This window comes from Wolbachia endosymbiont (group A) of Opomyza germinationis (assembly GCF_964264765.1).
Classification (GTDB): domain Bacteria; phylum Pseudomonadota; class Alphaproteobacteria; order Rickettsiales; family Anaplasmataceae; genus Wolbachia; species Wolbachia pipientis.
In genome coordinates this window covers 401,523-420,417 of the sequence record NZ_OZ183482.1, presented here as the reverse complement: position 1 = coordinate 420,417, position 18,895 = coordinate 401,523, and the positions used below count along the sequence as shown (strand labels likewise).

16 protein-coding genes, 1 tRNA gene and 1 pseudogene are annotated in these 18,895 nt (G+C 36.9%); 13 read left to right on the top strand and 5 right to left on the bottom strand.

Annotation, left to right across the window (positions count from 1 at the left end):
* Nucleotides 1-26: 26 nt before the first annotated feature.
* The 3 genes from ACFEL3_RS02030 (at nucleotide 27) to ACFEL3_RS02020 (ending at nucleotide 4,993) form a co-directional block, all read left to right on the top strand.
* The gene (locus tag ACFEL3_RS02030; RefSeq protein ID WP_022626257.1) at nucleotides 27-842 is read left to right on the top strand and encodes a hypothetical protein; all 816 of its coding nucleotides are present in this window, start codon (nucleotides 27-29) and stop codon (nucleotides 840-842) included.
* A 394-nt stretch (nucleotides 843-1,236) separates the two neighbouring features.
* Nucleotides 1,237-2,400, top strand: a complete 1,164-nt coding sequence (locus ACFEL3_RS02025) for a multidrug effflux MFS transporter (RefSeq protein ID WP_010082551.1) — start codon at nucleotides 1,237-1,239, stop codon at nucleotides 2,398-2,400.
* A gap of 133 nt (nucleotides 2,401-2,533) precedes the next feature.
* Complete coding sequence (locus tag ACFEL3_RS02020; protein WP_375316774.1) at nucleotides 2,534-4,993, top strand: ankyrin repeat domain-containing protein; 2,460 nt, start codon at nucleotides 2,534-2,536, stop codon at nucleotides 4,991-4,993.
* Nucleotides 4,994-5,113: 120 nt separating this feature from the next.
* Here ACFEL3_RS02020 and tkt read toward each other — a convergent pair whose 3' ends face one another.
* Nucleotides 5,114-7,186 carry a transketolase gene (tkt, locus tag ACFEL3_RS02015; RefSeq protein ID WP_138264941.1) on the bottom strand — a complete coding sequence of 691 codons (2,073 nt, stop codon included), beginning with the start codon at nucleotides 7,184-7,186 and terminating at the stop codon, nucleotides 5,114-5,116.
* A 113-nt stretch (nucleotides 7,187-7,299) separates the two neighbouring features.
* Between tkt and rpsD the strand changes: the two genes are divergently transcribed.
* The 8 genes from rpsD (at nucleotide 7,300) to ACFEL3_RS01975 (ending at nucleotide 12,119) form a co-directional block, all read left to right on the top strand.
* On the top strand, nucleotides 7,300-7,914 hold the full coding sequence (gene rpsD, locus ACFEL3_RS02010; protein WP_010962555.1) for a 30S ribosomal protein S4: 615 nt from the start codon (nucleotides 7,300-7,302) through the stop codon (nucleotides 7,912-7,914).
* A 9-nt stretch (nucleotides 7,915-7,923) separates the two neighbouring features.
* Nucleotides 7,924-8,010 (top strand) — tRNA-Leu (locus ACFEL3_RS02005).
* Between the two features lie 30 nt (nucleotides 8,011-8,040).
* Complete coding sequence (iscX, locus tag ACFEL3_RS02000) at nucleotides 8,041-8,241, top strand: Fe-S cluster assembly protein IscX (RefSeq protein ID WP_010962556.1); 201 nt, start codon at nucleotides 8,041-8,043, stop codon at nucleotides 8,239-8,241.
* A gap of 446 nt (nucleotides 8,242-8,687) precedes the next feature.
* Nucleotides 8,688-9,029, top strand: a complete 342-nt coding sequence (locus ACFEL3_RS01995; protein ID WP_010082513.1) for a DUF721 domain-containing protein — start codon at nucleotides 8,688-8,690, stop codon at nucleotides 9,027-9,029.
* Between the two features lie 37 nt (nucleotides 9,030-9,066).
* A complete protein-coding gene (gene rpmB, locus ACFEL3_RS01990) occupies nucleotides 9,067-9,381 on the top strand; it encodes a 50S ribosomal protein L28 (RefSeq protein ID WP_006279619.1) in 315 nt (104 codons plus the stop codon).
* Nucleotides 9,374-10,237 carry a lipoyl synthase gene (lipA, locus tag ACFEL3_RS01985; protein WP_265017922.1) on the top strand — a complete coding sequence of 288 codons (864 nt, stop codon included), beginning with the start codon at nucleotides 9,374-9,376 and terminating at the stop codon, nucleotides 10,235-10,237. Before rpmB ends, lipA begins: the two co-directional genes overlap by 8 nt.
* 53 nt (nucleotides 10,238-10,290) lie before the next feature.
* Nucleotides 10,291-11,007: a bifunctional demethylmenaquinone methyltransferase/2-methoxy-6-polyprenyl-1,4-benzoquinol methylase UbiE gene (gene ubiE, locus ACFEL3_RS01980; RefSeq protein ID WP_265017921.1), complete on the top strand. Its 717-nt coding sequence runs from the start codon at nucleotides 10,291-10,293 to the stop codon at nucleotides 11,005-11,007.
* Nucleotides 11,004-12,119 carry an FtsW/RodA/SpoVE family cell cycle protein gene (locus ACFEL3_RS01975; RefSeq protein ID WP_265039500.1) on the top strand — a complete coding sequence of 372 codons (1,116 nt, stop codon included), beginning with the start codon at nucleotides 11,004-11,006 and terminating at the stop codon, nucleotides 12,117-12,119. The genes ubiE and ACFEL3_RS01975 overlap by 4 nt, the downstream gene beginning before the upstream one ends.
* Nucleotides 12,120-12,489: 370 nt before the next feature.
* Here the strand turns inward: ACFEL3_RS01975 and ACFEL3_RS01965 are convergent, their stop codons facing one another.
* The 4 genes and pseudogenes from ACFEL3_RS01965 to ACFEL3_RS01950 form a co-directional block, all read right to left on the bottom strand.
* The gene (locus ACFEL3_RS01965; protein WP_070356808.1) at nucleotides 12,490-13,230 is read right to left on the bottom strand and encodes an Rpn family recombination-promoting nuclease/putative transposase; all 741 of its coding nucleotides are present in this window, start codon (nucleotides 13,228-13,230) and stop codon (nucleotides 12,490-12,492) included.
* A complete protein-coding gene (gene ltrA / locus ACFEL3_RS01960; RefSeq protein ID WP_006280223.1) occupies nucleotides 13,227-14,774 on the bottom strand; it encodes a group II intron reverse transcriptase/maturase in 1,548 nt (515 codons plus the stop codon). The genes ACFEL3_RS01965 and ltrA overlap by 4 nt, the downstream gene beginning before the upstream one ends.
* A gap of 37 nt (nucleotides 14,775-14,811) precedes the next feature.
* Nucleotides 14,812-14,955, bottom strand: coding sequence for a hypothetical protein (locus tag ACFEL3_RS01955; RefSeq protein WP_173862902.1), 144 nt, complete (start codon nucleotides 14,953-14,955; stop codon nucleotides 14,812-14,814).
* A 454-nt stretch (nucleotides 14,956-15,409) separates the two neighbouring features.
* Nucleotides 15,410-15,655, bottom strand: a pseudogene (locus ACFEL3_RS01950) (PD-(D/E)XK nuclease family transposase); the annotation flags it as partial.
* 1,065 nt (nucleotides 15,656-16,720) lie between these two features.
* Between ACFEL3_RS01950 and ACFEL3_RS01945 the strand changes: the two are divergent.
* Nucleotides 16,721-18,427 carry an ABC transporter ATP-binding protein gene (locus tag ACFEL3_RS01945; RefSeq protein ID WP_010962562.1) on the top strand — a complete coding sequence of 569 codons (1,707 nt, stop codon included), beginning with the start codon at nucleotides 16,721-16,723 and terminating at the stop codon, nucleotides 18,425-18,427.
* Nucleotides 18,428-18,622: 195 nt separating this feature from the next.
* On the top strand, nucleotides 18,623-18,841 hold the full coding sequence (locus ACFEL3_RS01940; protein ID WP_010962563.1) for a hypothetical protein: 219 nt from the start codon (nucleotides 18,623-18,625) through the stop codon (nucleotides 18,839-18,841).
* Nucleotides 18,842-18,895: the final 54 nt, after the last annotated feature.

Below are 18,895 nucleotides of genomic sequence, written 5' to 3'. Positions count from 1 at the left end.
ACAGGTATTAATGGTAGAGATATAACATGTCAAAGGAAATGGTCAATGCGTTGAAAGCTGAAGTGAAGAAGCTCAAATATGCTGATTTCAAAGCTAACACTTGGGACGAAGTAATTTCTGGTGAGGGAACATATAAGGATCTTAATAGAACACACGGCCTTGCTATTAACGGACAAAAAATAACTAACGAATTTATTAACAATCTGTATTCAAAACATAAAAATCTAATTCTACGGGATGAAAACGGAAAAGGGAATTATCGTCCATTTCTCAGACAAATTTTTACAGAAATGTTTAAACACGTTGGTGCAACAATTCCCAATAACTCTATTATTGAGGAGTTAATAAATAACTATTATCAGGGCGGATATACTCATTTTCTTCCTAATGATATGAGTCAAGCTCTTGGATCTTTTCATTTGTCAACGCAAAGCAACTGTATGACAAGAGAGTATATTATGGATTGTCGTGAACCCAATTGTATAAAGCTTAGTTTTAGCATGAAATATACAAAAATGCTTAACTATGATGATTGTACATATATCGAAACACCAGGTTTTTGCAGTTCAGCGGAGTTTAAACTGAAATGTGAAGATAAAAATGTAACATATGAAGATGGTAAAGTACTTCTTACCATTCCTAAAGAGCTAAAAAACTACAAAGTAAGTGGTAAGAATTTGTTTGATGTTATTGTTGAATATTTTCAGAAGCTTTGCGAAAAATTGGGCTTTAAATTTGAGACAAAAGTGGAACATAGCCTTGGTGAACCACTAAAGGTAGTAAGTGAGGCAAATGCATCTTCTGTTGAAGACTTAAAGCTTAAAGTGAATAATCAAAGGTAAGATATTGAAATTCGTGCTTTTCATGATTTTAGCTTAAGATTTCAGTGTCAAAGCACATAACTGTACGAACATTGTGATTTGAATCCACTAGGAGGGTGTCATCTAAGTAGCCTCCTTCTCCTGTCATCCCAGTGCCATGACTACTTGGATCCAGAAACTTAATTGCAAGTAAGTAAACTGCTTTGATGAAATTGTATAATGGAAACTAGATCCAAGTAGTCATGGCACTGCCCTACTGGATAGAGCCTTCACAGGCTTTTTCTTGAATAGCTACTCTTAATTTCAGTAGTTAATTTAATATACTAATGAAAAAAATACATTATAATTAAGTATATTTAATCCAGTAAATCATTAAGTGAAAACAGCTCTTTCGCAAAATATCATCTCTCTTATTATGATATTGTCTGTAGCAATTGTCGATATGGCAACTGACCTATACTCAGTTGCACTACCAAGCATTGCCAATTATTTTAAAGTAGAAGGCAGTGTAGTGCAGCTTACAATTAGCTTAAATCTAGTTGGATTTGCGGTATCTGGCTTAATTTATGGTCCATTATCGGACCATTATGGTAGGCGTCCAATGATGCTGATTGGTATGACAATTTTTACTTTGGCAAGTGTCATGTGTTATATAGCCGACAGTATTATGCTCTTGATACTAATTCGCTTCATACAAGGGGCAGGAGCTGGTGTTGCAGGTGTTGTTGGGTATGCAGCAATAAGGGATATGTACTCGGGTAGTGAATACTCGAGAGTAATTTCAAAATTAAATATGGTTGTGGCACTCTCACCTGGAATAGCTCCAGTGGTGGGCAGTTATATAATTTCACATGGGTATCATTGGAAATTTTTGTTTTTTATTATGTCACTCGCGGCAATTGCTATACTTATTTTTATCTACTTTAAGTTACAAGAAACACTCACTGTAAATAAAAATGAAACCAGTATAACTAACATAACTACTAATATCTTCAAGCAATATATATCAATATTTAGAAATTATCGTTTCCTTGGGTTTTCAGCCATTCATGGATTAACTTTCATGTGGCTTTGGGCATACATTGCTAACTACCCGTTCATATTTGAATCGATGGGCATTGAAGTACAGTATTTTGGCTACCTCATATCGATCATAGTCATATTCTACATAATTGGAACTTTAATTAATAGAAGGTATGTACCAAAAGTAGGGGTTAGCAAAATGCTAATAATAGGTTTGGTGTTACCGATAATATCCGATAGTTTATTGGTATATTTTTATTTCGCGGACAAGTTGAATATATTCATTCTTCAAACTGCTTGGATTCCAGCCAATATCGGACTTGCATTAATAATAAGCAATAACGTAACTTCTGCTTTAGAAACGATCAAAGGTATAGGGCTTGGTAGTGCAGTCCTCTCATTCTGCAATATGATGTTTGGGGCTATTGGAATATATATAGTAGGAAAATTTTTTCGCTATGGTATTTTACCAAATTTACTATTAACAATAGCATGCTCTACAATTGCGATTCTTATGTACAGCCAGCTCAAATGTACTGAAAAACACAGGGAATAACCATTATTTGCGTGATCCAGAGCTCATGGGTTATTAATGACTTTATCATGATAATATAATTTTACAGGGGGTGAGAGCTCATAGATTATTAACGACTTTATCATAACAATATAGTTTTACAAAGAGGTGTAGGATGAGTAGTTCACAAAGTAGAGATAATTTTTTTAAGGCTGTTGAAAGAGGTGATATTGATGCAGTAAACCGTCTAATAAGTGAAGGAGCAGATGTTAAGGTAGAAAATGATAAAGGAGAGACTCCTTTACATATTGCTGCTGTATGGGGCCATAAAGAGGTAGTAGAAGCTCTATTGGACAAAGGGGCAAATGTTAATGCAGAAGATGAAGAGGGAAACACTCCCTTAGTTTTAACTACTGACGAAGAAATAAAAACTCTATTACAAAGCACAGCTAAATTACTTGAGGTTGCTAAAAGCGGTAATATTCAGGAAGTAAACAGTCTAATAAGTGAAGGAGCAAAGGTTAATGTAAAAGATCAAGATAACAAGACTCCTCTACATTGGGCTGCTGAAAAGGGCCATAAAGAGGTAGTAGACGCCCTACTGAAAGTAAATGGAATCAATGTTAATGCAACAGATTGGTCGCAAAAGACTCCTTTACATTGGGCTGCTGTAGAGAGCCATAAAGAGGTAGTAGAAGCCCTACTGAAAGTAAATGGGATCAATGTTAATGCAACAGATTGGTTGCAAGAAACTCCTTTACATTTAGCTGCTGTAAAGAACCATAAAGAGGTAGTAGAAGCCCTATTGGGAAAAGATGGAATCAATGTTAATTTACCAAATAACAAGAAAGATACTCCTTTACATTCTGTTCTTAAAAAGGACAACATAGATATAAATGTATTGAACGCTCTACTGGGAGCAGAAGGAATCAACGTTAATGCACAAGATGAATATGGCAAAACTCCTTTACATTTGGTCCTTAAAAAGGGCAATATAGACATAAATGTATTGAACGCTCTACTGGGAGCAAAAGAAATCGATGTTAATGCACAAGATGGAGATAGGGCTCCTTTACATTTGGCTGCTGAAAAGGGCCATAAAGATGTAGTAGACGCCCTACTGCAAGTAAAAGGGATCAATGTTAATGCAACAGATTGGTCGAAAAGGACTCCTTTACATATTGCTGCTGTATGGGGCCATAAAGAGGTAGTAGAAGCCCTACTGCAAGTAAAAGGAATCGATGTTAATGCAACAAATCAGCAGAAAGAGACTCCTCTACATTGGGCTGCTGAAAAGGGCCATAAAGAGGTAGTAGAAGCCCTACTGCAAGTAAAAGGAATCGATGTTAATGCAACAAATCAGCAGAAAGAGACTCCTCTACATTGGGCTGCTGAAAAGGGCCATAAAGAGGTAGTAGAAGCTCTATTGGACAAAGGGGCAAATGTTGATGCAGAAGATGAAAATGGAGACACTCCTTTAGATTTAGCCACTACTCAAGACATACGAACTCTATTACAAAACACAGATGAATTACTTAAGGCTGCTGGAAGAGGTGATATCGATACAGTAAACGATCTAATAAATCAAGGAGCAAGTGTTAATGCAACAGATCAAGATGGAAAGACTCCTCTACATTGTGCTGCTAAAAATAGCCATGAAGAGGTAGTAGAAGCCCTATTGGGAAAAGATGGAATCGATGTTAATTTAGCAGATAAGAATAAAGATACTCCTTTACATTCTGTTCTTAAAAAGGGCAACATAGATATAAATGTATTGAACGCTCTACTTAGAAAAGAGGGAATTGATGTTAATTTAGCAGATAAGAATAAAGATACTCCTTTACATTCTGTTCTTAAAAAGGACAACATAGATATAAATGTATTGAACGCTCTACTGGGAGCAAAAGAAATCAATGTTAATGCACAAGATAAAGATGACAGGACTCCTTTGCATTTGGCTGCTAAAAAGGACAACATAGATATAAATGTATTGAACGCTCTACTGGGAGCAGAAGGAATCGATGTTAATATAAAAGATAAACTTGCAGAACAGACTCCTTTACATTGGGCCGTTGTAAAGGGCCATAAAGAGGCAGTAGAAGCCCTATTGGGAAAAGATGGAATCGATGTTAATATAGAAGATAAACATGGAAACACTCCTTTCAAATTAGCCACTGATGAAGGAATAAAAACTCTATTGCAACCCGCAGAAAAATCTGATGATGGTTCAGCGGGTGGATCATCGACAGATAGTGAAGGGGGTCAAGAGGAAGAAAAACGAGTAGGTGATGATACTGAACTACAATCAGATAATAGCAAAGAAGGGGAAAAAACCAGCACCACCAGTGCAGAACAAGGAACTGATGTACAAGACAACGATGTAGGTCCTGTTGCTTCCACAGAACCTGCACAAACAGAAGAACAGCCGAGCTCTTTTTTTGGTAGTTTGTTTAGTATACTTATGAAGCCTTTTTCATTAATTGCATCATTTTTTGGTGGTTTTTTTTCATGGTTGTTTGGGTCTGACGAAGAAAAGTCTGACACACAACCTTATGATGATTCTTCTTCACCTGGGGTCGATCAATCAGTTGAACAAAATAATGGTGATCATAATAGAATGAAGCACTTTTGGTGAATTTGTAAAGAAAACTAGATGCCAGTGTCAAGTGCTGGAATGACATCATCTTGGATGGAAATAACGTCACGTACTGGGATGACAAAGAAGAGTGGGCTTTCATATGGTTATGCAAGAAGTCTACTGAATGTAAACCAGTTTCTCACACACACATTTTACCACATGATCTGCGCTGATATTAAAATGCTCATAGAGTGTTTTATAAGGTGCTGATTCTCCGAAGCTTTTCATGCCAATAAATATACCGTTTGAACCTATATATTTATGCCAACCCATTTCACTTCCGGCTTCAATTGCAACTTTAATGCTGTCATTATTTAATATTGCCGCTTTATATTCATCGCTTTGCTCGTCAAAAAGCCTCCAGCATGGCATAGAAACAATCCTTGTACCTATACCCTTTTCCTGCAATTTCTCCCTTGCTTCAACTGCAATTTCAACCTCGGACCCCGTAGCAAATATCGTCACTTTTAATTCTTTTGAACATTCACACAAAATATATGCACCAAACTTCGATAAATTAGCAGATTGATCGATATCAGAGTAGAACTTGCGCATGTAACTTACGTTTTGCCTTGAGAGCGCAAACAGTGCTGGAGATTCTTTCTTTTCGAGTGCAATGCTAACACACTCCAGAGTTTCAACTGCATCGGCTGGCCTAAAAACATATAGATTTGGTATAGCACGCAAAGAGGCTAAATGCTCTATTGGCTGATGAGTCGGGCCATCTTCTCCCACTCCAATTGAGTCGTGAGTCATGACATACATAACCTGCTGCTTCATCAGAGCTGAAAGACGTATAGCAGGACGACAATAGTCGGAAAATACCAAAAAAGTGCCGCCATAAGGAAGAATCGCGCCGTGAAGTGCCATACCATTCATACATGCTGCCATAGCGTGCTCTCTCACTCCATAGTGGACATAAGAGCCACTATAATTATTGCTATTTATTACCTGCATGTGCTCATATTTAGTGCAATTTGACCCGGTAAGATCAGCAGAACCGCCGATTAATTCCGGCATAGACTCAGTTAAAAGTTCCATTACTCTGCCGAAAGAAGATCGAGTAGCTTCGTTTGGCATTAGCTCACATATTTGTTTCTTCAGGTCAGCTAAAACACCAGCGATATTATCTGGTAGATGTTTATCTAACCGTCTTTGAAGTTCTGCATGATACCCTGTCATCCCAGCATTCTCTTCTGTCATCCCAGTACTCTCTCTTGTCATCCCAGTGCTTGACACTGGGATCCATTCTTTTTCTTCTTTCCTGGATTCCAGCGTCACGCGCTGGAATGACATCGTGTAGTTTTGTTTTGCTCTCTCAACAGTTTTCTTCCAGGCATTTTTCACATCTTCTGGTACATGGAATGGTTCATAATTCCAGTTTAATTTCTCTCTCATCTGTTTTATGTCTTCCTCCGAAAAAGCACCACTGTGAGCAGAGGATGTGCCAGCACGGCTTGAAAATTTTCCGATAATAGTTTTGCAGCAGATCATTGTAGGTTTATCAGACTTTTTTGCTTGCTCTATTGCAAGGGATATGGCATCAAAATCATGGCCATCAATTTTGTCAACATTCCATCCATACGCTAAGAAGCGTTTCTCTACATCGTCAGAACAGGAAAGGCAAGTAGCGCCATCTATAGAAATATCATTATCATCAAAAAGAGCTATAAGCTTATTCAATTTAAGATGCCCAGCAAGTGATGCTGCTTCATGGCTTATTCCTTCCATAAGACAGCCATCCCCTAGCATCACATAAGTGTAGTGATTGATTCTAAACTGCTTTTCAAGTATCGATTCAGCAAGTGCCATGCCAACAGCAGCGGCAAACCCCTGACCGAGCGGGCCTGTTGTTGCCTCTACCCCGGAAGTCAAGCCGAACTCTGGATGACCTGGGGTCTTGGATCCCATTTGTCTGAAGTTTTTTAGCTCATCTACGCTAATATAACCTGTCAAATATAATATTGAGTATAGTAACATTGACCCATGACCGTTTGATAAAACAAAGCGATCTCTATTGAACCATTTAGAATCATCAGGATTATGATTCAGATATTTAGCAAACAAAACAGTTGCAACATCTGCCATGCCAAGTGGCATACCTGGGTGTCCAGAGTTTGCTTTTTGTACTGCATCAATTGATAAAAAACGGATGGCGTTTGCCATAGATTTTAAATGTGAATGATTCATGTGTTAATAGAAAAACTTAAAAATGAAGTATAAAAGATTATATCAGCAAAAACAAGTTGACACTGAGTGCTAAAATCCTTAATAATCTAAAGTTAAATCGTGAGAGTTTTTATATGACAACTGTTATCACTAGAAAGTATAGGATTAGCCGTAGACTTGGTGTAAATTTATGGGGTAGAGCTAAAGACCCAGTAAACAAAAGGAAATACCCTCCAGGTCAACATGGTATTCTTGGATTCAAGAAGTTATCCGACTTTGGTAAGCAGTTTGCTGCGCATAAGAAATTTAAGTTTTACTATGCGATTTCAAGTAAGCAGCTCAGACGTACATTTTTAGATGCTTATAACAGAAAGGGTTATACGGCTGATAATTTTATCGGTATCTTAGAATCGAGATTAAGTTCTGTTTTATACCACTCTGGTCTTGTTCCAACAATTTACTCAGCAAAGCAGCTCATATCTCACAAGCACGTTACAGTTAATGATAAGGTGGTTAACATATCGAGTTATCGAGTGAAGCCAGGTGATATAATAAAAATAAGAGAAAGGGCAGCAAAAATCCCTGTAGTAGTAGAGGCTGAACAAAAACAAGAGCGCAAGGCTCCGGATTATTTAGAAGCAGATAGTAAAGAGCATTCAGTGAAGTATTTGAGGTCACCTCAATATTCTGAGGTTCCTTATTCAGCAGACATGGAAGTCAATTTAGTAGTAGAGTTTTACTCTAGATAGATAAAAAAAGCCCGTGTGGCGGAATCGGTAGACGCAGCGGACTTAAAATCCGTGGGTTTTGCGACCTTGGGAGTTCAAGTCTCCCCATGGGCACCAATTTAACTTAGCAGATAAATACAAAAAAGTATGAAATGGCTTGATATAGAAGATATTGTAGAAGCTCTGGAAGAAAAATTTCCAGATGAGAATATAATTAGTATTAGATTCACTGAGCTTAAAAAAAAGGTATTGAGTTTAGAGGAATTTGATGATGATGAAAAACGCTGTAACGAAAAAATACTCGAAGCTATTCAAGCAGCTTGGATTGAGGAAAGATTAACTGCATAGCAATAAACCATACGCAAACGTGATTTCTATTGCAATTTGCATATTGATTATGCTATTTTTTGGATCTAGCCTGGCAAGTTAATAATAATTTAACCAATTACAATTAAAACAGCTATAAGGTTAATTATGAGGCAAAACAAAAATTTTTGAATGGAACGATCTTGACAAGTGCTACGTTGAGATAAGTTTTGCATAAAAATACTGCTTTTACGGTGTGAGGCCAGAGGGTAGAGCCTTTGTAAAGCAGTTAGAAGGTTGTCATCTAAGTAGCGTGACCAGAGCTAGATTCCGCGAACACGCCGCGGAATGACGACTATGCAATATGCGTTGCGGAGTGACGATTATGGTCATACCGTCACGGTATCTCACAAACATGTAGCAGTAATGACAAAATCTCAAGTTATATGTATACTTTTATATTATCTACTTACTAAAAAAACAGAAAAATGCTCAAACGTAGCGGTCCAAAAAAATTAAAGTCTATAATTGAAAACTATGCATTAAAATGCATGAAAAATAAGATTAGTAAAAATGAAATACGTCTTATTTTAAACTGGCGAAATATAGTAGGGAAAGAAATAGCAGAGTGTACAAAACCGAAAAAGATCTCATATGCACAGAATATAAATTCGGGTGTGTTGCATCTGGTAGTAACAAATGGCAGCAAAGCATTGGAAATTCAGCATATGATTTCTCTTATAATAGAAAAAATTACGATATTTTTTGGTTATAAAGCAGTATATGGTATAAAAATTAAGCAAGAGAGTATTGACTATTTGACTATATAAGGTAATCTAAGTACATAGAATAATTTGGTATATTGAAGTGAGTAGAGTTTGTGAATTAACAAATAGAAAAAAATCTTTTGGTAATAAGGTATCACATTCGAATCGTAAAACAAAGCGTACCTTTCTTTTAAATTTACATAAGGTTACGTTGACAAGTGATATATTGAATAAAAAGTTTAGATTTCGTGTGGCAACAAGAACTTTGAGAACTATAGATTACAAAGGTGATTTAGATGCTTTTTTGCTCAACACAAGAACGATTAAACTAAGTGAGAAAGCGCAGAAGATAAAAAGAAGGTTGAAAAAAGTTTTAGTAAAGCAAGAGGTAGAGTTAGCAGTTTCAGATGCATAGCAAACCTCAATGGCTCAGAGCAAAAGCTCCGACCGGTGAAGTATTCAATGAGACCTTAAACATCGTTAAACTGCATAACTTGCATACAGTGTGCGAAGAGGCTGCATGTCCAAACATTGGTGAATGTTGGAATAAACGTCATGCTACTGTGATGATTCTCGGTTCTGTTTGCACTCGTGCTTGTGCATTTTGCAACGTTGCAACTGGCATTCCTGATAAACTAGATCCTCATGAACCAGAAAATTTAGCAAAAGCAATAAAAAAGTTAAACTTAAAACATGTTGTCATTACTTCCGTTGATCGTGATGATTTGCCAGATGGTGGCGCAAATCAGTTTATACAGTGCATAGAAGAAATTAGAAAGATAACTTCAGAAACAACAATAGAGATTTTAACTCCTGATTTTTTAAATAAGAAAGGAGCATTTGAAGCAATCGCTGTTGCATCACCTGATGTCTATAACCACAATATTGAAACAGTGCCGAGATTGTATGCAAAAATAAGACCACGAGCTCGCTATTTTCATTCACTATATTTGTTGAAGATGGTAAAGCAGATTAATCCTAAAGTTTTCACAAAGTCAGGGCTTATGGTTGGTCTTGGAGAAACAAAAGAGGAAATACTTCAGGTTATGGACGATTTGCGCAGTGCTGAGGTTGATTTTATTACAATTGGTCAATATCTACAACCAACTCCAAAACATGCAAAACTTGATAGGTATGTTACCCCAGAAGAGTTTGAGCATTATAAATATATTGCTTACTCCAAAGGTTTCTTAGTGGTTGCATCAAGCCCACTAACTCGGTCATCATACCACGCTGAAAAAGATTTTAACAGGCTCAAGGCCTGTCGTTGACATTTGTGTTAATTCAAATTAATTTTTACTAATTATAAAGGAGTTTTTACGTAATGTCTACTATAAAAATCGAGAAGAAATCACAATTAGTTAAAGAGGTATTCGATTCCGTGGCAAGTCGCTACGACACCATGAATGATATAATGAGCCTCGGAATGCACAGATTATGGAAAGATAAGATGGTAAATAGTGTGCATTTTACAAAAAACTCTAAGGTTTTAGATGTTGCTGGAGGAACTGGAGATATAGCAATAAGAATAGTAAGAAAAGAGCCAAGTGCTAAGGTTACAGTATGCGATATAAATCAAAACATGCTAAACAGAGGACGTGATAAAGCTATAAATTCAAACCAAATTAATTTTGATTGGGTATGTGCAAGTGCAGAAAGTTTACCATTTGAAGACTCCGAATTTGATTATTGCACAATAGCTTTTGGCATTCGAAATGTTTCTGACCGCAAGAAGGCTTTAAATGAGGCGCACAGGGTATTAAAACCACATGGGAAATTTATCTGCTTAGAATTTGCCCCTATGCACTATCAAAATGAGATATTTACCAAACTTTATGACTTATATTCATTTAAAGTAATTCCTAAAATTGGCAGCATAGTTGCTAAAGACAAGAGTTCTTATGAATATTTAGTGAGGAGCATTAGAGAGTTTCCAACTCAGGCTGATTTTAAAATGGAAATTGAAGAGGTAGGCTTTAAGAATGTTGAGTTTCATAATATGAGCTATGGAATAGTGGCATTACACATTGGAACAAAATGAATATTAAACTCTGGTATAGAACGCTGGATTATTATCTCATCCTTCCAGTGTTTTTTTTGCTCACTATAAGCTTCATTCTTGTTTATTCAGCAAGCCCTGTAATTGCGCAGCGTCTTTCTCTACCACAGGATTATTTTATACGGCGCCATACAATTTATATAGTCCTGTCACTAATTACCTTGGTGACATTTTCTTTTCTCAACACAAGAACTATACTTAACCTCTCATTCGCAGGTTTCGCTTTATTTACTATTCTAGTAGCAACTGCGATAATACTTGGTATAGAGGTAAAAGGTGCGAAACGATGGTTACATATTGTCAAAATTTCTGTTCAACCATCTGAGTTCGTAAGGCCATTTTTTTCTGTTGTTATAGCTAGTATCTTGGCCAGCGAAATGAAGTTTAAAATACACATATCAATCATAATATTTCTGTTAGTTTTTGTGTTGTTACTTTTGCAACCTGATTTCAGTATGTCTATGCTTTTAACATATTCTTTTATCGGTCAAATGTTTATTGCATGTATACCATTTTTATACTTTCTATGCATAATAGGAATGGCCACAACTGGAACTACAATAGCTTACTTATGCTTCCCACATATAAAGCAAAGGATTTACAATTTTGTCTTTTTTACGCAGCGCGATAACTTTCAAGTCACAAAATCATTAGAAGCATTCAAAAGAGGTCAATTAACTGGAGTTGGACCTGGTGAAGGTAGCGTAAAAGCCTCTCTTCCTGATTGTCATACAGATTTTGTGTTTTCTGTTTTAGCAGAAGAATTTGGTTTGATTACGTGCTTAGCCACATTGATGTTATTTGGCATCATTTCCGCCCGCTTGCTTTACATTGCATATAGGGAAAATGAATTATTTAATCTGTTGGTGATTCTCGGTATCTCAATGCAATTCATCACACAATTCATAATAAACATAGGGGTAACATTGAGTGTTTTTCCTACCACCGGCATAACCCTGCCGTTACTTAGCTATGGTGGTTCTTCTCTTTTATCTTCGAGCATCGCACTTGGCATAATGCTGTCTTTCAGTAGAAACCAAGCTATCGCATTAAAGTTTCGTGAGCGTGTTATGCTTGGAAGGTATATGGACTAAACTTGTACCGCTCACAACTATTATTGGTATCCCTCCAAAATGGGTATCTGTTCAGATGAGTGGCAAAATAAGGTAGACGAGAAAAGCAACTATAGGAACAAATGGGTGTCATGCAAGTAGCTGACACTGGTATCCAGTCCTTTTGCACAGTTCCATCAAAAACGTTGTAAAGCGCTTTCGTGTTTACCAACTTAGTGCCCAATCTGGATCCCAGACTGGGATGACAAAAAAAGGAGCACTGGAATTTTTGTTTCAGCATTAGCCATGCATCTGAACAGATACCAGAAAATATTCCACTGACATGCTGAACAACAAATACATCACTATGTCGTTTATCGCAAAAACTTATATTTTTCGTAACCATTCACACTTAATTCTGCAATTCTTTGATCTCACTCATAGAAAGACCAGTAGTTTGAGCTATAATATTAAAAGAAACACCTGCTTTAAGTAGATTCTTTGCGACTTCAATTTCCCTCTCTTTTCTACCTTCCTCTTTAGCAAGATCAAGTCTGTATTCAAGAATGGCTTCTTCTTTGCGCAGATCCATTATTCTTTCTTCATAAGTTATTAGATCTTTTTCATTCCAGTGAAACTTATCTAATTCATCATATGCTAGCTTTATTATTGGTGATTTTTCCGCAATTTTTCTGAGATCTTCGTCCGTTGTTTCATCTGCATATTTGAAAAAAAATAGCCAACGGTCTACTACACTTTCTAGTTGTTCTTCTCTACTCTTAGGAAATTTTGGCAGCTCTATGAAGATAAATTGAAAATCTTTTAAGTCATGCTCATTGGTTTTTTCATCTCTTATGGTATGGCTAGATATATAGTCAAGCTTATCAGGGAATAAGGTACAATTTGAAATCGCGATAAAGAAAATCTTCTTTAAATCAACGTATTTACCAGATTTATCAGCTTGTCTTGAGTAAGCCTTAGCAGCATAAAGTTGTGCGCGTTTTTCAAAGCCTTTATCACGAGCGAGCTGGTTAGGTAAGGAAGTAGTATTGCTACTACTCCCTCCCTTAGAAACGCAGCATGCAGGTTTCCCCACACTACGCTTGAGCCCCTTATCTAAGTCCTTCTTTTCTCGAACCGGCTTGTCCTTCATGATTCCTCAGAAAACATCATTCTTAATGGTGACACCAACAGTAGAGAACCTTCTCTTGAGAAAGAGCTTGCTAACATTTTTGTTTGTTTCACTCTTTCATCAAAATACTTTTTCCATTTTAAGTCAAGTGGATTTGCATCCGCCCTGATTTTAACATGTCGTCTGATAGGTATATCAATCAACCTAAGCAGTCTTAAATACCTTATCTCTTTCGGTTTGTTCTTGCATATGGGTGCAGCAAAGACCCATTGGCGTTGTTTCATTACCTTGAAGTAACGATTCTTTATCCAACGTAATCCTTTACGAGGATGTCTTTTCTTTGCCCATTTCCATAGAGCACACATAATTTCATGGTCTATTTTGTTAAAAGCTCTTTTCGCACACACATGGCTGTAGTAATTTCCCCATCCCCTTAATAGGGAATTGAGCAACTTGATTAGTACGGCCTGAGTGTTCGCTATGTTTGCCTTTATCAATGTACGTGCTTTATTAAGAAGTTTCTTAATACTTTCTTTTGAAGGTTTTATAATTAACTTCTTATTATACCTGCGTACATTACAACCAAGAAAGTCAAACCCTGTTGTAATAGATGTAATTTTTGTTTTCTCTTCGGAAAGGATAAGACCTCTCTCCTGAAGAAAGGACGATACTAGAGGTTTTACTTCATTTTCCAGTACTTCACGTGTGATTCCTGAAATGATAAAGTCATCTGCGTACCTGATTACATTTACTCCACTTCTGATTTTGCTTCTTCTTTTACTGCCAAGTTTACCAAATTGACTTTCCAATGATTTTTCAAGTCCATTTAGGGCTAGATTTGCTAGTATTGGAGAGATGATACTACCTTGTGGGGTACCTGCAGTTGTGGAATACAGAGTTTTTGATTCTAGGAAGCCAGCTTTTAACCAGCTATGAAGAATTTTCTTCTCCATAGGAATATGCTTCATGAGCCATTCATGGTTAATGTTATCAAAACACCCTTTAATATCACCTTCGAGTATCCATTGTAGTTGGTTACGGCTTGCCAGTAACAAGTGACAAGCCACAGTAGCGTCTGCGCAGGATCTTTTTGGTCTAAAACCATAAGAGTGACGATCACTGATCGTTTCAGCTATCGGTTCCAAAGCAAACAAGTATAATGCTTGCATGGCTCTATCTTTTATCGTAGGGATTCCAAGAGGTCTTCTTTTGCCATTAGACTTACTGATGTATATCCGTTTTAGCGGAGAAGGTTTGTATCCTCTTTGTTTTAATAGCTTTATTCCTTGAAATTTTGTGTTGCAAGTTGACCATATTTGACGATCTACACCTGCTGTGTTTTTTCCTTGGTTTTCAGTTACTCTCTTAACCGCCAAAGCTTTGCCGCTAAAAGAGCGTGTGAGAAGGTGTTGTAAAGTTTTCACCTTACCCCATCTGCCTTGTTGGACAGCCTTAACAATACGCCTCTGTAGCCTCATAACAACTTTTTGGCATTTCTTCCAGGGTAACTGGTTCCATGCTTCGGAGTTATTGGTAGGTGCACTTACAGTTGTACTTGTAATCATCTGCTTTCCTACCTTAAGTGGTTAACAAAGTTTCTTGTCATGAGGGACCAAATGGAAGTCTGCTCGTTTTCACGCGAATTAATGTTACAAATTCTATCCATTTCGTTACAAAATGGCATTCGCTTTCTCCATTATCCTTTACCTGCACATCCATCAGCATTCCTTGCGGGTTGCCTGCCATATAGGCGAAAATACAGGCTTATCCTGTTCCTTTTGTCATACAATAGTGGGTTAGGTGGCTTCTCTATACCGGTGGAATTATTATTTGCGTACATCCAGAAATGAAAAATGTAACTCATCCACATTACCTTTTGGTCGGAGCTTATCAGCATCTTTAGCTCTTTAATCGTTACGATACTTATGAAGCTTCACTTACGTTCACCATACCACTAAGCCTAGCCCTCCAACCACATGATGCTTGTAGTTTATGCTTTCTCTCACGATTGAGCATCTTCTTTATCAAGAGGAGGTTCATTGTCCGCGTCGCTCGGCACCAACTGGTTACCCAATTCGCACTGATGCGTAGACTCAGATGGCAAAACATCTGGTTCAATAAGCTTTAGAATCCTTTCAGTTTCTTTCTGAATGAATTCCTCTCCTTTTAAACAATATGACCGAAGGCTTTCAGGTCGCACCATCTCAATTATATACCTGTTCCCACTAGAATCTCTGCAAAGAACATCAACAATGCTTTGTTTATCAGAAGCAATTTCAGGGTCCATAATGGTGCTTAAGAATTCTACTTCTTGTATAGTGTTGACTTCAGTACATCCTAAAATATCGTTTAAAAAATGGATAAGAATATTCTTATTTTTTTCAGTGCCAAAGATTTTCTTAAATGTTAAATCTAACTTTGGATCGAGAAATTTAGAAAGAGCCATAGTAAAAATACTGAGAAAAGATTAATAATTATACACTATTATTAACAACTATTCAACCATATTTTTAAGTATAGCTATACCGCCGCGGCGCTAACACGTAGCGGGATGACGAGGTTATCGTCACGCTGCCACGAACCGTCATACCGCCGCGGCGCTAACAAGAGATCCCGCTAACACGTAGCGGGATGACGAGCTTATCGTCACGCCGCCACGAACCGTCATACCGCCGCGGTATCTCTTAACATAGATCCCTTACTTAACCGTCATACCTTAACATAGATCCCGCTAACAAGTAGCGGGATGACGAGGTCATGCCACCGCGCGAACCGTCATACCGTCACGGTATCTCTAGATCCCGCTAACACGTAGGGGAATGACGAGGTCATGCCGCCGCAAACCGTCATACCGCCGCGGTATCTCTTAGCCGCTAACACGTAGCGGGATGACGGTTGTCGTTTAGCTACAAACGTTAAGAAATTTACCAAATGAAAAAAAAGGCAAAAGAAGCCCTGGGGTTATTATCCGCTTTAAAATATTGGCGTTTTTTATGTTTTAAACGCTTGACAAGCAAGATTAAGCTGCTTTTAATTGCAACTAACTTACGCTGCAAATGTTTAAGAAGTTTACTAAGCAGAAAAAAAGACAAAGAATCCCCGAGTTAGCTAGTCTTTTACTATCTCTGTCGAGTATTGGCATTTTTTGATGTCTTGTAACGCTTTATAAGCGCGTTCAGCTTATTTAGATAAAAATCTAGATGTAGATGAAGTTTTGTAAAGACATACAGTATCTATGTACTGCAAAAAATTAAACATAAGACGCCGATACATTAAGTAATCCTTACCTTTTAATCTGCAGATTGGCGAAAGCAAATACAATAGCTTCAATTTTATGATAAGGGGGCTGGCGGAGTTTGTCAAGTAAGTTTTTTGTTTCTGCGAGCTACTACCCTTTCTTGGTGGACTAAAATCACAACAGCTGCAGAACCTAAATTGCTTCATACTACACCTTTCCCCTTTCCCCTGAAACTAAAATCTATATACTTAACTTTAGAAACTTTAAAATAAGATGCGATCTAATATTAGGCAGTTATTTTACTATATAAAGCCTAATCTATCCTATTTTGTCATAGCTTTTATTGCAGTTTTATTTTCAGCCTTAACGATCCTCCTCTTTGGCAGAGGCTTAAGCAATATAATTGATTCTGGCACAGAGCACGATTTTACTACCAAACTATTAGTTGCAATACTTATAGTTTTAGCCATTTCTCTCACTGCATTTACTCGGTTATATTTCATTGGCATTGGCAGCGAGAAAGTTATCGCAAGAATCAGATATGACTTATATAGCAGTATCACTAACTTGCAACCAAGTTTCTTTGAGAACACAGGCGTACAAGATGTTATCTCAGCGTTAATTACTGATACCTCTGTGCTGCAATCAATAATAAACAGCAGCTTACTAACCATATTACGAAATTTTGTGATTCTGATTGGCAGTGTTGCTATGTTATTATATACAAATATACAACTAACTGCGTATGCAGCCGCAATAATACCTATACTACTCATTATCATGACCTCACTTGGAAAAAAAGTGCGTAGCTATGCACGCTTTGCCCAGGATAAATTAAGTGAGCTTGCGTCATTTAGTGAGGAAAATTTTAGATCTATAGTGACTATCAAATCGTTTGTACTCGAAGAAAATGAAAAAACCCGTTTTAAGGAGTATTTAAACTCAGTATCAAAATCATACGTAAAATTAGTACTCTTGCGTGCTATTCTAGTAACTCTAGTTATCACGTGTGTGATAGGTTCACTAGTTGTTTTGCTCTTTTTTGGTATTAAAGAAGTCTTAAGCAATAATATAACTATTGGAGAACTCTCCTCATTTGTGTTTTATTCAGCGCTTGCGGCAGGAGCTATAAATAATTTGAGCGATAATATCAGTGATTTACAACGAGGTCTTGGAATAGTAGAGCGTTTATTTGAATTTAAAAATATGAAAAGCTCTATAGTAGATGCCGATGATCCTATAAAAATTTATAGTGTTCAAAAAGGAATTTCGTTTAATGGTGTAACATTTTTTTATGCTGATAAGCCAGCATTAGATAACGTATCATTTTCTATAGAGGCAGGTCAAGCAGTATCAATTGTTGGACCATCTGGCAGTGGTAAAAGCACCATTTTAAAGCTTCTGCTCCGTTTTCATGATCCAAACAAAGGTAGCATTACTATCGATGGGCACAATATTAAGTCAATTGCGCTAAATGACCTCAGATCGTTGTTTGGCTTAGTGCCACAAGATCACATGATATTTTCTTGCTCAATAATGGAAAATATACTATATGGCAAACCAGGTGCCGAATATGAGGAAGTGAAGCAAGCAGCCATCAGCGCTTATGCGATGGAATTTATTGATAAGCTGCCTGATAAATTTGATACATTTGTAGGAAAAAGAGGATTAAAACTTTCTGAAGGACAAAAACAACGTATTGTAATAGCAAGGGCCATACTCAACAATCCTCAGGTTTTAATACTGGATGAAGCAACCTCTGCCCTTGATTACAAAAGTGAGAACCTCGTGCAAAAAGCATTGAGCAAGTTAATGCAAAACAGAACAACAATCGTAATTACACACAGGCTATCAACCGCACTCAAGACTGACAAGATTATAGTAATTAATCATGGAAAAGTAGAAGAAGTAGGAACTCATGACTTTCTAATGAGTAAAGACGGGCTGTATGCAAAACTGGCGAAGATACAGTGGAATTGAAAGAAAATTTAAATCATACCGTTAGTTGATATGCTAGATTTATAATTAAAATTATTAAATTTTTAATTTTATTATTTTATAATGGTTCCATAGTTATCCGGAAATTTCGTGATCTGTAGTTTCTTTCATTCACGTTATATTCATAGCTTGTTCTATCTTAATGTAATTCCAATTTTGACTGTATAGGAGGTCTCTATGTTAAAACATAACTATAGTGATAAAATCAATAATCGCTATTCATATACTAACAAATTTTCTTATAGTGATGAGGGTGTAGACGAGACGATCAAGGATAAAATCACAACTGAAGATCAGGTAGTAACTGATGATGTTGAAGAGCCTGATGCTGGTAATGATGGTTACAGCGAAGGTATGGCTTTCTCTTACCATGGTTACGGCAACGACTTAATATAAACTCTGATCCAGGAAGATAAAATAGTTAAGATAAACCTTCAACTAGTCCCACTT